At 38.3% G+C, this 15433-nt stretch carries 14 protein-coding genes and 2 pseudogenes; 14 read left to right on the top strand and 2 right to left on the bottom strand.

Annotation, left to right across the window (positions count from 1 at the left end; genetic code table 11):
- Nucleotides 1-39: 39 nt before the first annotated feature.
- Both G476_RS0118380 and G476_RS0118375 read right to left on the bottom strand, forming a co-directional pair.
- Complete coding sequence (locus G476_RS0118380; RefSeq protein ID WP_026691386.1) at nt 40-243, bottom strand: YdiK family protein; 204 nt, start codon at nt 241-243, stop codon at nt 40-42.
- Nucleotides 243-989 carry a CPBP family intramembrane glutamic endopeptidase gene (locus tag G476_RS0118375; protein WP_026691385.1) on the bottom strand — a complete coding sequence of 249 codons (747 nt, stop codon included), beginning with the start codon at nt 987-989 and terminating at the stop codon, nt 243-245. Before G476_RS0118375 ends, G476_RS0118380 begins: the two co-directional genes overlap by 1 nt.
- Nucleotides 990-1312: 323 nt before the next feature.
- Here G476_RS0118375 and groES point away from each other — a divergent pair, with 323 nt between their 5' ends.
- The 14 genes and pseudogenes from groES (at nt 1313) to G476_RS0118295 (ending at nt 15037) form a co-directional block, all read left to right on the top strand.
- A complete protein-coding gene (gene groES / locus G476_RS0118370; protein ID WP_026691384.1) occupies nt 1313-1597 on the top strand; it encodes a co-chaperone GroES in 285 nt (94 codons plus the stop codon).
- Between the two features lie 256 nt (nt 1598-1853).
- On the top strand, nt 1854-3485 hold the full coding sequence (gene groL / locus G476_RS0118365; RefSeq protein ID WP_026691383.1) for a chaperonin GroEL: 1632 nt from the start codon (nt 1854-1856) through the stop codon (nt 3483-3485).
- Nucleotides 3486-3930: 445 nt separating this feature from the next.
- A complete protein-coding gene (locus tag G476_RS0118360) occupies nt 3931-5412 on the top strand; it encodes a DUF5677 domain-containing protein (protein ID WP_026691382.1) in 1482 nt (493 codons plus the stop codon).
- A gap of 215 nt (nt 5413-5627) precedes the next feature.
- Nucleotides 5628-6314 (top strand): hypothetical protein, encoded by a 687-nt coding sequence (locus tag G476_RS0118355; protein ID WP_026691381.1) that lies wholly within the window; start codon nt 5628-5630, stop codon nt 6312-6314.
- A gap of 20 nt (nt 6315-6334) precedes the next feature.
- On the top strand, nt 6335-6505 hold the full coding sequence (locus tag G476_RS23715; RefSeq protein ID WP_156906633.1) for a hypothetical protein: 171 nt from the start codon (nt 6335-6337) through the stop codon (nt 6503-6505).
- Nucleotides 6506-7604: 1099 nt separating this feature from the next.
- A complete protein-coding gene (locus tag G476_RS23030) occupies nt 7605-8069 on the top strand; it encodes a hypothetical protein (RefSeq protein ID WP_051314924.1) in 465 nt (154 codons plus the stop codon).
- Nucleotides 8070-8079: 10 nt separating this feature from the next.
- Nucleotides 8080-8289, top strand: a pseudogene (locus G476_RS0118335) (TCP-1/cpn60 chaperonin family protein); the annotation flags it as partial.
- Nucleotides 8290-8887: 598 nt separating this feature from the next.
- Complete coding sequence (locus tag G476_RS0118330; RefSeq protein WP_026691377.1) at nt 8888-9148, top strand: hypothetical protein; 261 nt, start codon at nt 8888-8890, stop codon at nt 9146-9148.
- A gap of 126 nt (nt 9149-9274) precedes the next feature.
- On the top strand, nt 9275-10297 hold the full coding sequence (locus tag G476_RS23965) for an Ltp family lipoprotein (RefSeq protein ID WP_051314923.1): 1023 nt from the start codon (nt 9275-9277) through the stop codon (nt 10295-10297).
- A gap of 470 nt (nt 10298-10767) precedes the next feature.
- Nucleotides 10768-10992 carry a hypothetical protein gene (locus G476_RS0118315; protein ID WP_026691375.1) on the top strand — a complete coding sequence of 75 codons (225 nt, stop codon included), beginning with the start codon at nt 10768-10770 and terminating at the stop codon, nt 10990-10992.
- A 111-nt stretch (nt 10993-11103) separates the two neighbouring features.
- A complete protein-coding gene (locus tag G476_RS22455; RefSeq protein WP_051314922.1) occupies nt 11104-12180 on the top strand; it encodes a DUF3644 domain-containing protein in 1077 nt (358 codons plus the stop codon).
- A gap of 85 nt (nt 12181-12265) precedes the next feature.
- Nucleotides 12266-12832 (top strand): hypothetical protein, encoded by a 567-nt coding sequence (locus G476_RS24195; RefSeq protein WP_051314921.1) that lies wholly within the window; start codon nt 12266-12268, stop codon nt 12830-12832.
- Between the two features lie 3 nt (nt 12833-12835).
- Nucleotides 12836-13156, top strand: a pseudogene (locus G476_RS22450) (type II toxin-antitoxin system PemK/MazF family toxin); the annotation flags it as partial.
- Between the two features lie 675 nt (nt 13157-13831).
- Complete coding sequence (locus G476_RS0118295; protein WP_026691373.1) at nt 13832-15037, top strand: DUF262 domain-containing protein; 1206 nt, start codon at nt 13832-13834, stop codon at nt 15035-15037.
- Nucleotides 15038-15433: the final 396 nt, after the last annotated feature.

The raw sequence follows: 15433 nt of genomic DNA, 5'->3' as shown, positions 1-15433 counted from the left end.
ACCCAAACAAAAAAGCAGCGCTACTCGCGCTGCTTCATGTTACTTTTTATCATTATTTCTCGCTCGTCTTGCCATTCCATAAAAGCGGAAGGCAATCACGTAGTCGATGGTGGCCACAACCATGAGGATAATCGTGAGAAAATCCCAGCCATCGGTGCGGGTGTTTTGCTGCGTTGCCAAAAAGACGAACATCGTGGCAATCGAGAAGTACAAAAACGCCCAGAACATAGGTGACTTACGCATTAGAATAATCCTCCAATAAACATGATGACGGACTGCAGATCAAAGGCTTGCTCTTCTTGAAGCTCGATTAAGCGCTCCAGTTCCTCGCGATAGACCACTTGGACGAGCATCACAAAGCCATTGATTCCGGCGTGTGCAATAATCGGTACGATGATTCGTTTTGTTTTCACATACAGGTAAGAGAAGACAACACCCATCGTCAAGTAGATAAGAATGTTCTCGAAGTCCACGTGTACAACGGCGAAGAGAAATCCGCTTCCAAGAGCTCCGATCCAGAAGCCGAACTTACGGTACAGGGCACCGAAGATGACTTGGCGGAACACGATTTCTTCCATTATAGGAGCGAATATGGCGACAGCGATGGCCATGAGTGGTACGGCTGTGGCAATTCCTACAATGTGGTCTGTGTTTTCAGATCCCGGCTCAATGCCGAGGAGGTTAATTTGAATCAAGTTGGCAACCGCTTGGGCGGCAAAAGCCAAGAATATCCCGATGATCGACCACATAATCGTGATGCCCCAATCGGATTTTGCGCGAAGGTCAAAGTCTCCATCCCTTTTTAAACTTGCGTAGCTGAGTAAGGAAATGATGACTGTACCAATTCCAAACCCGATCAGGATCGCGTACCCTTGAAGCTCTTCAGGGGAAGTAGCAACGCCTGTGGCATGTAGGATCGGGATCGACACAAGGGGAGATAATTGCACGAGTATGAAGGCAACGACGATAAACCAATATCTTTTATTCACAAGTGATGTCTCCTTTATCGATGTGCTATGTAAGAACGTATCGCTTCATATTGTACCATAGTGAGCGCTCCAACCTGAACGAGGAAGGCTTGAATGAAGGCTCGGCGTCTCTCTGTATAAATAGGTATGCCCGAAACGTGAGGTTTACCTAATTTTTTGTGAAAAAAATAAAGGAAAACACTTGCAAAAAAAATCTGTGTTGATTATTATAGGAATTGTGTTAGCACTCATCCTAAACGAGTGCTAATAAATGACTACATCAATTAGCGCAGGTCAGCCAAAAGGCCAGAACTGTCGCAAATACATTAAGGAGGGTGTTTTCCTTGTTAAAACCATTAGGAGATCGTCTTGTTATTGAATTGGTAGAGCAAGAAGAAAAAACGGCTAGCGGGATCGTACTTCCGGATTCTGCAAAGGAAAAGCCACAAGAAGGTAAAGTTGTAGCAGTAGGGAGCGGCCGCGTAACTGAAAACGGTGAGCGCGTTGCACTTGAAGTCAAAGACGGCGACAACGTCATCTTCTCTAAGTATTCTGGTACTGAAGTAAAGTATGAAGGCAAAGAATATTTAGTCCTTCGTGAAAGCGACGTTCTAGCAGTCATCGGCTAAGGATTTGCGGTTTATAAATCGTACGACTCGTTGCTTAACGAATAGAGCGCAACGTGGCGACGCCAGTTGATAGCATTGACTGAAGCCCCCACAGGAACCACCTTTCCTAGTGGAGGATGAAGTGATGCTCACAACCAGCGTCCATCTGTAGCGGAATTCGTGCAACCAACGTTCGTAGGCGCAACACACGAACACATCAGGCGATAAAGCGCGCGCCTACATATAAAAAACTACAATTAACAGGAGGTTTTTTACCATGGCTAAAGAGATTAAGTTTAGTGAAGACGCTCGTCGCGCAATGAAGCGCGGTGTAGATGCACTTGCAGATGCGGTAAAAGTAACACTTGGACCTAAAGGACGTAACGTCGTTCTTGAGAAAAAGTTCGGTTCTCCATTGATCACAAATGACGGTGTAACAATCGCGAAAGAAATCGAGCTTGAAAATAACTTCGAAAACATGGGCGCGAAGCTTGTTTCTGAAGTAGCAAGCAAAACAAACGACATCGCTGGTGACGGTACGACAACGGCGACTGTTCTTGCACAAGCAATGATCGCAGAAGGTCTTAAAAACGTTACTTCCGGTGCGAACCCAATGGTCATCCGTAAAGGAATCGAGAAAGCGACGAAAGTAGCTGTTGAAGAGCTTAAGTCCATCTCTAAGCCAATCGAAGGAAAAGACTCCATCGCACAAGTAGCATCTATCTCTGCTGCTGACAACGAAGTAGGTCAATTGATTGCTGAAGCAATGGAGCGCGTTGGAAACGACGGCGTTATCACTGTTGAAGAATCAAAAGGATTCACTACTGAGCTTGAAGTCGTAGAAGGTATGCAATTCGACCGCGGATACGCGTCTCCTTACATGGTGACTGACTCCGACAAAATGGAAGCGGTTCTTGAAGATCCATACATCTTGATCACAGACAAGAAGATCAACAACATCCAAGAAGTTCTTCCTGTACTTGAGCAAGTGGTTCAACAAGGTAAGCCAATCCTCATCATCGCTGAAGATGTTGAAGGTGAAGCTCTTGCAACACTTGTTGTCAACAAACTACGCGGAACATTCAATGCTGTTGCTGTTAAAGCACCAGGATTCGGTGACCGTCGTAAAGCGATGCTTGAAGACATCGCAACGCTATCCGGTGGTGAAGTCATCACTGAAGACCTCGGTCTTGATCTTAAATCTGCAAACATCACACAACTTGGACGCGCGGCGAAAGTCGTTGTTTCTAAAGACAACACAACAGTTGTTGACGGTGCTGGTGACGCAGCTGAAATCGCAAACCGCGTAAATCAAATCAAAGCACAACTCGAAGAAACAACTTCTGAGTTCGATAAAGAAAAATTACAAGAGCGCCTTGCTAAGCTTGCTGGCGGTGTTGCAGTCGTTAAAGTCGGCGCAGCTACTGAAACAGAGCTTAAAGAGCGTAAACTACGTATCGAAGACGCCCTCAACTCTACTCGCGCAGCAGTAGAAGAAGGAATCGTTTCCGGTGGTGGTACTGCCCTTATTAACGTCATCAACGCAGTTAAAGCTGTTGACACGGATGGCGACGAAGCAACAGGTGTCAACATCGTTCTTCGCGCACTTGAAGAGCCAGTACGCCAAATCGCGCACAACGCTGGCCTTGAAGGCTCTATCATCGTTGAGCGTCTCAAAGGCGAAGAAGTCGGCATCGGCTTCAACGCAGCCAACGGCGAATACGTGAACATGGTAGAAGCAGGAATCGTTGACCCAACAAAGGTTACACGCTCCGCACTTCAAAACGCAGCATCCGTTGCCGCTATGTTCCTAACAACCGAAGCTGTAGTCGCTGACCTTCCAGAAGAAGACGGCGGCAACCCAATGCCTGACATGGGCGGAATGGGTGGCATGGGCGGTATGATGTAAGCTTTGCATCACGCCCCCTCCGGGTGAAGCCGTAGGATTAGATAAAACCCCCTCATCAATCTCTTTTAGTGAGATTGGTTAGGGGGTTTTTCGTTGAAAAAATATGCTGGAAATTTTTCAAGGGTAAAATAAACTAATGTCGAAAAGAGTTATATAAGCTTTAAATATTTTCAAAATGTGACTTGTGTAAAATGTGCCTATCTTCTGTGAACTTGAAAAACGCGCTGCGAGAACAATCTAAAAACAAGAACAGCAATTTGTTTTTTCTGGTATGCTTTTAGTATGTAGACTTCCAAATTTGTCAATTATTTCACTTAAACAAACGAAGCAGGTTAATTGGACAAGCATGTGGCTTTAATGACGAACGGGATGGTCCTCTTGTTTGGAACACAATAACCATACTTATGCACCAAAATTAAGTTAATACCACGGGGAGGTATATGTAGTGGGGCGAAAAAGCAATGCTAAGAAACAAAGAAAAGAAAGTAATTATTCTTCTATTTCAAGTCATAAAAGACAAGGGAAAAAGCTCATTCCACCTATACAACAGATAAGCAATCTAAAAAAGTTATCTTGGTCAAACGATACTCTACCTGAATACATTTGGTTATCATTAATTGTATCCCTAAATGAAAGAGATCAATCTCTTAAATTATTAGAGAGAATATCAGAATATTTTGGTGGTATTGAAGATGAAAAAAGACCTATAGATTTAAAACTTTCAAATTTAGCAAAAATAGAGGAAAGCACATTGGAGAGGTTTATAGAATTTGTGTGCTTACATCTAGGTTTAAAAGAAGGCCTTCAACCATTGTTATTGTTTGAGAACTTACCTGGGAAAAGTACTTGGGAAAGACATTTAAGTATTCAAGAGCCCAATGAGGAATGGGAAAAATTATTCTTATCTGTTGCCAAATGCCTTGACCACCAATCACAAGAATCTACCGATTGCAGATGGATTTGTTTACATTATATGATGGTATGTGATCAGCTACATGTACCTTCGGAACTTTTTGAATCTTTAGCTAATTATCCAGATAAAGAAGAAAGCGAACTAAAGATGATACGAGGAATGATTCGATCTATGGAGATAGCGATGCGTACGACTGCACAGTTTTTTACAGGAGAAGAAAGTGTTGCGTCATCAACATGGTCAACTTTATTTTGGGAACAGGGGTTGAAGGACACACCTTGTATGATTATGGACTTAGGTAAAGAAATAAATCAACATACATTTGTGGAGTACGCAAATTATGAAAAAGTAATCAGTGCATTAAAGAAACATTTTCATAATACAGTTGCCACTACTGAAATAAATGCAAAACATGACGGGGTTTTTGGACTCTCCCTTTATTGTCTGGAATTATTAGGGGAACTTTTAGATTCTAACAATAACACTTCAATTTTAGGTAGGTTGGGTTTAAGGACAATAGCAGAATGCTTTATTACATTAGCTTACTTAACCACTAAAGATGATGAAAGTATTTGGAATATGTATAGATTATATGGTTCTGGACAAGCGAAATTAGCTTTTTTAAAACTAGATGAAATACAGAATAAACCAAAGTATATAAATGTTAATACACTAGAAGCTTTGGCTGGAGAAGATCAATGGGGAGAGTATGTAGAAATAAACTTAGGGCATTGGGAAAATACTAATCTAAGAAAAATGAGTGAAGAAGCAAATGTTAAAGATGTCTACAATACATTTTACGATTGGACTTCAGGATTTGCGCATGGACAATGGGCAGCTGTGAGAAATTCTTCTTTTGTTACTTGTGACAATCCGATGCACCGACTCCATAGAATACCTAAACCACAAAAGTCAGAATTTAATGATGTTACTGAAGATGCTAAAAATCTTTGCAATAAAATATTAGACTTGGTAAGCAACGTTTATCCAAAATTCACCTATCGTATAGAGTAAGTTCACTATAACATCCATGCATCTAATGAGAAGCAAGCATGGGTAGCTTGTATACTACTTGGAAACTGTTTCATATTTTTCTTTAATTTAGAGTGGAGTTTAATTACTTGGGGACACGAGGACGCTTGCTTAGGAAGCACAAGAACCGTCCCCATGATCCCTGAAGTTAAACATAATCTACAAAATAGGCATTTGGGTGCCAATGGAGGTAGAGAATGAATTATCGCAAATACATGTCAACAATAAATGAAGATTACCAGTCTAGGTATCATATGTGGACCGAACATAGAAGATACACAATGGAATATATTGAAAAAGCTTGTAATGGAATTTCTAACCCGTCTGTATTGGTGATTGGTTCTGGGAACTGTGACGACATCGAACTTGAAACACTAAGCGAGAAATGTCAATACATAAGGTTTGTTGATATTGATACTGAATCAACAAAGAGAGCAATAAAACGCAGAATACCAAATGCAAAAAATGTTGAGATAGTTAATTTAAATATTATAGACACGAAAGACTCTGAATTTGAAGGTATTGCTGTAGCTATAAGGTCTAAAGATGGTAAAACTATAGAAAGTAAATTTAACAATGTACTTAAGAAGATTCCCACTAACACAAATACAATAGTTCCAGATGCTTATTTTGATGTTGTTGTAATTCTGCCGATATTCTCGCAACTAACTGCCTACCTTTATGAGGTTCTTCATCAAGCTCAGTTACCCGAGAGTTTGCATAAATTAGTAGACAAAGTAGCATTACCTAGATTAGCAAACTACTGGTCCTATCTTGCAATAAATAATGCACTATCTTTTACAAAGAAAGACGGTAATTTGGTCCTTATTTCTGATATGGTTGATTTATATGAGCCTGTTTGTGTCCCTTTTTTTCAGATTTAGTAAGTGGTGATTTAGAGAGGATGGAAAATGGTATTAATGAAGTGAAACGTGTTAGAGGTGGTTTTAGTGCTGGTGTAGATGGATTAATATCGTGGTTAAATAATAAATCAATTACAGAAATGAGTTATTGGATTTGGACATTTGGAGTTCAAAAGGGATACTTTGTTATAGGAGGCATTATCAAAAACTAAATAGTCACTTGATTTAATAGACAAATTAAGATTCTATAACTCTATTATGAAGTTAGAAAAACATTTACCTAAGTTAATGAATGGGGAGCGAAAAGGGCTGTTGTTTGTTGTACAAATGAAGTATTATTAAGCTAACTGGTTACGAATAAAAGGGAAAATAGATCAGTTGATGCACAGTCCAACGATACTATCCATTATTGGAATGAGCAGCTTTTTAATTTACTTTCCCCTGAATTCTATCTATTTGGTAAACCTTGTTACATCAAATGATTAGTTTTGTGGTAACTACTGTTAAAGAACAGATGATACGATGCGTTTTAGTGGCTGTAAACATCACAGGAAATGCTAACATTTTGCTAACACAAACCCAAACACAATCAAGTAAAAAAATTATCCCCTGTTAAAGATGTCCCGGTAAGATTTTAAAAAATCCCTATATACCGCACTTTTTGCACACATCGTTAAAGGTATGACACTCTCCAACCATAGGGGCGGCATGATGTAAGCTGCCACAGGATGTGGTGACTTAGGCGTTGCGGTCTTAGTTCTTTGATCTTAAACCCCCTCATTTAATCTCTTTAGTAGAGATTGGTGAGGGGGTTTTTCATTTTGGGGGCGAATCTTCTTGCTTCCTGCTTTAAAAAAGGAAAGGCCTCTCCACGCCCATTAAGAAGAGGGAGAAAGAAAATATGAAAAGCCTCCAACATTCACATGTCAATTTGTCACAAACCCAAAGCAACGAGTTTATAAAAACGGTTATTTTTTTCATTTATAGACTAAAGCTAACAGTTGAAACATTTGCCGGTTACGGTGGGTGTTGGGTCATGGTTCTTCAGGTAGCCATTCGCCAGTTTTTTAGAATGGTGGAAAATAATGTTAATTATCCCTGTGTTTCCTGATTGTCTATCTCAAAATAAATAAGCTGTAATAGTATCCTTAGAATTAACGGTGATAGTTACAGCCTTGAAACAATGTTTGGAATGTGATTATTTATCTGAAAATTTAAAATTTTTATGTTGCGTAAGGAGGACCTCGTGTGTTAATATTACATCATGTGTTAAATTAACACTTAAAACATTTTGGCATTGGAGGGGTTGTAATGAGTAAAGCTGAAAATACTCAAAGATTTAACATGTATCTTAGTCAGACCTTAGTTGATGGATTAGATGTACTGAGTGAACAGATCTGTGTACCTAAAAACTCTTTAATTAACGTTGCGATTGCTAAACTCTTGCTAGACATGAGAGTGGTTGATAACCTTGATGAAGCTAATGTGGAAGCAAGAAAACCAGTGCTAAAGGAAACGGAATACTGCGAACTAATTGAACAAGGTAAGTTAGTAAATAAAGATCAAATAAGTACAATTGAAAAGATAAAAGTTAAATCTACAGGTGAAGAAGAAATAAGGTTTGCATATTACAAATTGAACAAAAATAATAATGAAAGGCTAATATTACGACCATTAGACCTTTCTGAAACTGAATTGCTACAACTTTTTGTTGACTCAATCAATAAAGGTGTTTTTAGTTCGAATTTCAGAAATACATTAAAAGGTATGCTTTGATCGGCGGAGCTTCAACGCAGCGAACGGGGAATACGTGAACATGGTAGAAGCAGGAATCGTTGACCCAACAAAGGTTACACGCTCCGCACTTCAAAACGCAGCATCCGTTGCAGCTATGTTCCTAACAACCGAAGCTGTAGTCGCTGACCTTCCAGAAGAAGACGGCGGCAACCCAATGCCTGACATGGGCGGAATGGGTGGCATGGACGGCATGATGTAATAAGAGGGGATAACCTCTTTAGCATCAAGGTTTGACGCCCATAGAACTTTATTTAGTGTCCTGAAAACTCACCGATATTAACCGTAAGCTCAGAAGAGAGGTCTTTCATTAAATTTGAAAACTTAGTGGAGGCCTCTTTTTTTCATTTCTTTTTTAATGTGCAAGTAGATTCTTCTTGTGGTGTTTTCATCTTCGTGTATAAAAGAGGTGCTCACTCCGCACACAGAGTCTACCTATTCTGGGCAGGTGCAATCTGTTAGAAAATAAAGGAAGGATCCTGACTTTGTCGAAGTCAGTTGGCAAAGGGAGGTGCCGTAGTGGGGAATGTACAAAGAAGCATAGCAAGAAACCGGGAGAAAAATGAGGGTAAATCAAAAAAAGTGATACTGATAAGTTGTTAGAGGGGTTGCACTAGGACTAGCATTTCTTATTGCATCAATCTACTTATATTACCACCCTGACTTCTTTGAGGTTAAGGTATTAACTAATATTGTTGGATTAATCCTGGCCTTAATAGCATTTATGGGATTGGAATCGGAATAGAAAAAGAGTGCTTAATATATTCTGTAACAAGTACTGAGAGAGAGACCAGTCCAGGATGAAACTGGTCTTTAGTTTAGATAAAAACCGGGAAGTGACAGGCACTGTTATGATTGGAATTTATCACCGCATACAGTTGTTTTCTTGTTCTAGCCTTGCTCCTCTAAAAGGCTCTTCAAAACCAGATCAAAGTGGTGGTACGAATAGAGGGTTTGTTATAGGAGGGAGAACGATAAAAATTACGTTCATCTCTACGTATTGTTCTAATCCGAACATCGAAGTGAAAGGAATTGCATATCCGAAGAAGGATCCGTCGTGAAGTTCGTTGGTGAGAAGAAACAGGATGTTTAGTTACTGAGAGTATTTAAAGGAAATATAAGGTTACATTCACTTCACATTGTCTGTATAATCCTAGGTGAATCTATAAAAATGTGGGGGATAAATAATGGGGAAATTAAAAGAAATGTCAAAGAAAGCCTGGGCGCCATTTGTAATGGTACTTCTCATCGCGCCACTATTCGCTTTTAATGTAACGCCGTTTGCAGGAGTGGTTATTGCAGGGTTCGGTCTTTATCTACTATGGAAGCATGAGCACTTTGCAAAGGCAGGGAGAATTGCTACTACTGGAGCATTGTCCTTTATCGCACTGATCGGGTTTATCGTCGCCGCCGCAGCATCAGGCGGCGATGAGGTAGCCGAGGAAGAGCCAGAAGCGGAAGAAGCATCTGCCGCTGAAGCTGAGGAAGAAGAAGCTACTGAGGAAGAGGAAGTTACGGAGGAAGAAGTACCGGAAGCTGAAACCTATGAATACACGATTGAAGAAAACTTTCGTATGGAAGACGATCTAGTGATCCTGGAAGCTGACACGAACCTCGACGATGGTGTTATAGTAAGCTGGGAAGTTGAGAACTTGGACGACTTTGACCACTTTGATGATGGTCAGGTAACGGTTGAAGATGGCGCGTTCTCTGTTGAAGTTGATGTATCTGATTTCGGTAGTGGTGAAATCCTGGCGTGGATTGGTATCTCCGGTGCACAACAGGATGAAGACCTTGTTGATGAATTCTTGGGTGACTGGCAAGGTGCTAATGTCGGCGGTGATCTTGAGTACGATGAATACGGCATGCTCTACAGCTTCGAAGAAACGTTCCTAAGAGAAGGGGAACCGGAGGAAGAACTGACGCTTTCGCAGGTAAATGCAATCGGATCAGCAGAAAGTTATTTGGACTTTTCCGCTTTTTCTAAAGAAGGGCTTATAGATCAACTAGAATTTGAAGGATTCAGTAATGAGGACGCGACATTCGCCGTTGAATATATAGACGTGGACTGGTATGAACAGGCAGTTAAAAGCGGTGAGGCTTATCTGGATTACTCGAACTTCTCCAGAAGTGGCTTAATCGACCAACTGGAATTTGAAGGCTTTACAAACAGTCAGGCAACACACGCAGTAGACGAAATCGGACTATAAAAACACACACGAGGAAGTAACTTTTTCGTGATGCTGAACAACAACTCGGGTTTGCTGGTTAATGAAATCGGCTTCTATGAGGGAGGTGGCACGCAGCGGTTCGACCCTGGTGGTATTTGTATGTTCAACGTTGAAGCTGACGGTGATTGGACTATTGAAGTGAGAGAGTATAATAATTACTCAAAAAGACGACACCAGCAAGTTTGTGGTGTCGTCTTTTTGAGTAATTAGTGTCCGGAAAGGTGACCGAACCACATATAATTTGTTTGCAACGATTATAATATTAATATTAAAAAAGCCTAATTCAACACGGTTTTTAAAAGTTATTTAAACCTATTGTAGTGAGTGAGGAATGGGCGGGGGGGTTGGTTATAGGTGATAAACAATTGTTGCATCTGTCGAAAAATGTACACAGGAAAATGTAGGGAAATATTACTCTTTGTAGAATTAGTTAAATAGGAGGGGATAGCATGGAAAAAAAAGAACTATTGAGATTAATTCAACGAGAATTAGATTCTAGTAATTTTCTTGAAGAAGGGTTAGTAAATGTGTTGGTTAATGAGGGTTTTAGTGAGGAAGATATTTATAGAACCCTCCAAGATCTGTTGGATAAAGAAATAATAGACTATTCCGCAGATCCTTTCGGCAGTGGACAAAAAAAGATATATCTAAAGCCTGGCAAAGGTGTTTATTAGTATATCCCTATAAATACTTAAAAACAAATAATAGAGAGTACTCTAGGATCTTAATAAAAAATAAAGAAATATTAAGTATGTAGCTTCTAGAATCAAATTGGTGGTGATGTGGTGAGTTTAAGAAAAGGAAAGACGAAAACAATACTTGAAAGCTCTATCGACAGCGCTTTACTGGCAGTTGAGGTATACAATAAACCAAGAACCACGTTTAGAGTTGAGAATTACATAACGTTAATGATTATGGCTTGGACTCGTTTGTTACATGCACATTTTAATAACACCATAGGTGATAAATACTTTTATAAAAAGAAAAATCGGTATGAACGTGTTGATGGCGAACGAAAGGCATGGGAGTTAAGCACTTGTATCACAAAGTATGGTGAACTAAGTGAAGGTGAGGAGGAAAATTTAAAGCTATTTATTAAGCTTAGAAACAAGGTAGAACATAGACATATCGAAAAAGAAACTCTAGATACTCTAATCTTTGGAGAATGTCAGGCCCTTTTATACAACTTTGAAAACACGCTTGTAAAACTGTTTGGTGAAGATTACGGCATAAATGAAAATCTCGCTTTTTCACTTCAATTTTCAAGGGTGATGACTAAAGAGCAAAGGCAAGCACAAAAGAACTTATTATCTACTGAAGTACAAAATCTGGTTGATTATATAAATAAGTATAGAAGTGAATTATCTGAAGATGTATACAACAGTCAAGAGTTTAGTGTTAAATTGATAGCCATTCCTAAAGTTGCTAACGCTAGTAGAAACGACTTGTCAATTGAGTTTTTGAGGTGGGACTCATTGAACCCAGAGGAACAAGAAGAAGTTCAGCGTTTGACAGCCATTGTCAAAGATAAGGTTATTCGAGTTGAAGGTGTTAATACAGGTAGACATAGACCAGGGGTAATTGTCCAAAAAGTGATAGAGAAGGGGATTGCTGATTTTACAATTAGTAATCATACAATAATGTGGAAACTATTTAAGGTGAGACCACCAAAAGAAGGTGAGGATCCATTTGATACAAATACTAAATACTGTTATTATGACCAAGCTCATAACGATTTTTTATATACAGATGCATGGGTTGATTTCATCGTTCAAGTGTTGAATAGGGAAAAAATAAAACTATCAGACTTAAATAATACATTACTATCCAGGGGATCATTGGTGACTGATGAGTATGAATAATGATATGAACTGATTGTTTTGCTATTGGGTATAGAAGATTAAGATGCACAACATCAAATATTTAAAAGACAATGGGAGAGCCTTTATGGGAAATAATATTGATACAAATGTAAAATTAAGGATCAGGGACTGGAGGTGGATTGTTAGTATACTTATAGCAATAATAATTTGTCTCTTAACAATAATTTTATTAAACATTCATGAAAGAATATCATTTTCAAATGTAATCTCAATAGGAAGTGGTCTTGTTTCCATCTCTCTAGCTATCGTAGCCATAATTATGGTTGTTGCTGAGGGTATTAAGTCAAGTAACAAAGAAGAAAAGGTTCAAGTTGGCTTAGATAAAATTATTACTAATACAAACTCTATGAGTGAATTAATACAAATGCTTAAGAAAGAAGTCCTGAACACCCATATCGAGGTAAAATCATTTAGACGAGATTACATAGAAGGTGTAAAAACTTTTAAAGTGCCAAATGAAAATTCCCAAGAGTTTGAAGGGATACATGATAACAATGCTGTTGAATCTACGGCAACTAATCCAGAAAATGTTGAAATAGAAAAAGCCCAGCCAAAAGATGTTTCCCGAAACCAATCCCATGGGTTAAACTCACCACACAATATAAAAAATTTAATGAGGGGAGAAATATAACTTGCTAACTTATCTCCTGTAGTTGGTTCTGAACAAGGTGGAATTAGGCCGGTTGTAGTTGTTTCAAATGATATTGCGAGTAAATTCTCGCCACTTATTTCTGTTGCGCCAATGACAAGTCAGATTAAACAGGCTAAGTTGCCCACACATGTGGAAGTGGATGCTTTACAATGGGGGCTAGATAAGGACTCTGTAATCTTAGCTGAACAAACAAAGTCAATAGATAGACAAAGACTTGAAGATAAAATCACTCATCTAGACGATAATATGATGAGGCAAGTTGATAGGGCGTTGTCTGTTCAATTAGGGTTGCAAGACTTTTAAGATTATTCCTATGGATTTTCGAAGATGAGGAGACTAAAAAAACAGAGGGGTTATAAAATAATAAGCGAATAATTTATTTCTTAATTAAATTTTGCTCACAGAATGCTAACAAAATCCAATTAAAAGCAATTAAACATTGTTTAAGATGTTACAGTAAAAAAATGAAAAACCTTGATATACCGCACTTTTCGCACATATCATTAAAAGTATTCCACTCCCCAACCATAGGGGCGGCATGATGTAAGCTTTACATCACGCCCCCTCCGGCTCCAAGCCGTAGGATAAACGGAAACCCCCTCATTGATCTCTTTTTAAGTAGAGAGTGGTGAGGGGGGGTTATGTGTATGTTGACGAGCTGAACGACTGGTGAATATAACGACATCGGTGGATACTGGAAATATACACCTTCAGGTGGTTTCTGAAAAGAGAGTGAAGTATAAGAACCGTCCCGTACTTTCGAAACAAATTCAACTGATTCTTCAGTATGAAGAAACTATTCTATTATTAATTTATATGAATGCAGCTAGTTTTTTCATTAATAAAAAAACCTTATTTAATAGCATTTATAATTATAATATAAATAAATATTTAATGGCAGCTAAAATTGTTTGACAATTATAACTTCTTGTTATAAAGTTTGTGTAGAAGTAGAAATTTCAGTAGGGGGATGTAAAAATGAATGCAACCATTTCAAGGACTTTAAATGAAATGCTAGATAGTGCGCTTTTTGATGCAAGTAAAGAAAGAAGAGATTTAAATATTCGTAGACTTTGTGAAGAAATAGACGAGAAGAATCTTGTTTTACCAGTATTTCAGACTTACATAAGGTGGACTGACGAAAAGGCAGCGGGGTTGTTTAATTATCAGCTACATGGGTCGTCTCCTATAGCCCCGATTTCCGTCAATATTATAACTAAGCCAGAGAAAGTAGTAGAGCAAATGAACTTTATTACACGTGAGATTTTGGATGGAGAATCTTTAAAAGGTAGAATGTCAGTCGCAGATGGTCAACAAAGGTTGTCAGCAAATTATAAAGCATATACTAATCATCCAGAGTTTAAGCATATTGTTTTAGATCTAAAAAAAGGTAAGTTTGTAGTTATTGACGAAGGTAGGGAGTATGAAGAATATCAAATACCTGTAGGTATTCTATACAATAAAGAGCATACTGTTTTTAGGGAATATCTAACAAAAAATGAGTTTCTTAACCAAAGTGAAGTTAAAGATGTTCTTTCAGAAATTCGACGTAAGCATTTTGGGTATGCATATGTGGTAAATCAAGCAACTGATTTATCTCGTCAGGAACAAATGGCTTGGTTCGAAGTATTAAATTTAGCTGGTAGCCAAGTTACAGAAGTAATGGTATATCTTTCAGATATGTTAACAAAAGGATTGGATTTTTACACTTATTATGTCTATCCTTTTGCAGAAAAATTAGAATCTAACGGTTTTGAACGCTTGTTCCCTAGAAAATCAGCAGAGGTTTCTATTCCTTTAGCAGCATTAAACTCTGCCTATTATAAGCACACTGGATTACCCAAAACTAGCAATTCAAGTCCAATCCCATCTGATGCTAAACCTAAAGCAATTGGCAAATTAGAAACTGTAGACACAATACAGATTATTGATATGAATCTTGAAGCTATGGATAATGTGCTGAGGTTTTTAAAAGTAAATGAAACAGAATTAAAACCTATAGAACGTTTGGATCTTATTACTTATTTAATCGGTTTATTTGTTGAAGCAAATGTTAAAGAGATTGATAATAATCAAAAAGAATTTTTGATTAATTGGTGTAATGAAGTGGATTTTGTAAATAATTCAAATAAGTTAAGAAGAGAGAAATTTGATGAATTAATTAGGAATTATTTAGCATTATAATTCTACTAAGTTCTGGAGACAAGTGTCACTGAAACCCTGTTTAGAGTGCTCCTGTAAAGTTCTAAATAAGTAATTATATCGAATACCATTTTTAAAAGCATGTCTATATTGTTTCAGCATAATTTAGACTCGCTCTCATTTAAAACGCAGTACCCGTTGCATTGCAGGTCTGTTCATATTTTTGAAGTTTTAGTTACTGATTATTGGAGAAGATACCGATCTTGCCAGCTCTCCTGACAAGTGTCATATAGTGGGATACTACCTAATTTCACATCAAGTCCTTCTTGTACAAAACAGTACAATAGATAAAACCCCCTCATTAATCCTTTTTGGTAGAGATTGGATAGGGGGTTTTCATTATGGAGGTAAATTAAAAAACTCTCCAGAAATGGAAAT

Origin of the sequence: Alteribacter aurantiacus DSM 18675 (assembly GCF_000429705.1) — a bacterium.
In the GTDB taxonomy this organism is placed as follows: Bacteria; Bacillota; Bacilli; order Bacillales; family Salisediminibacteriaceae; genus Alteribacter; species Alteribacter aurantiacus.
The sequence above is the reverse complement of the archived record's forward strand: the minus strand, read 5'-3'. Positions and strand labels throughout refer to the sequence as shown.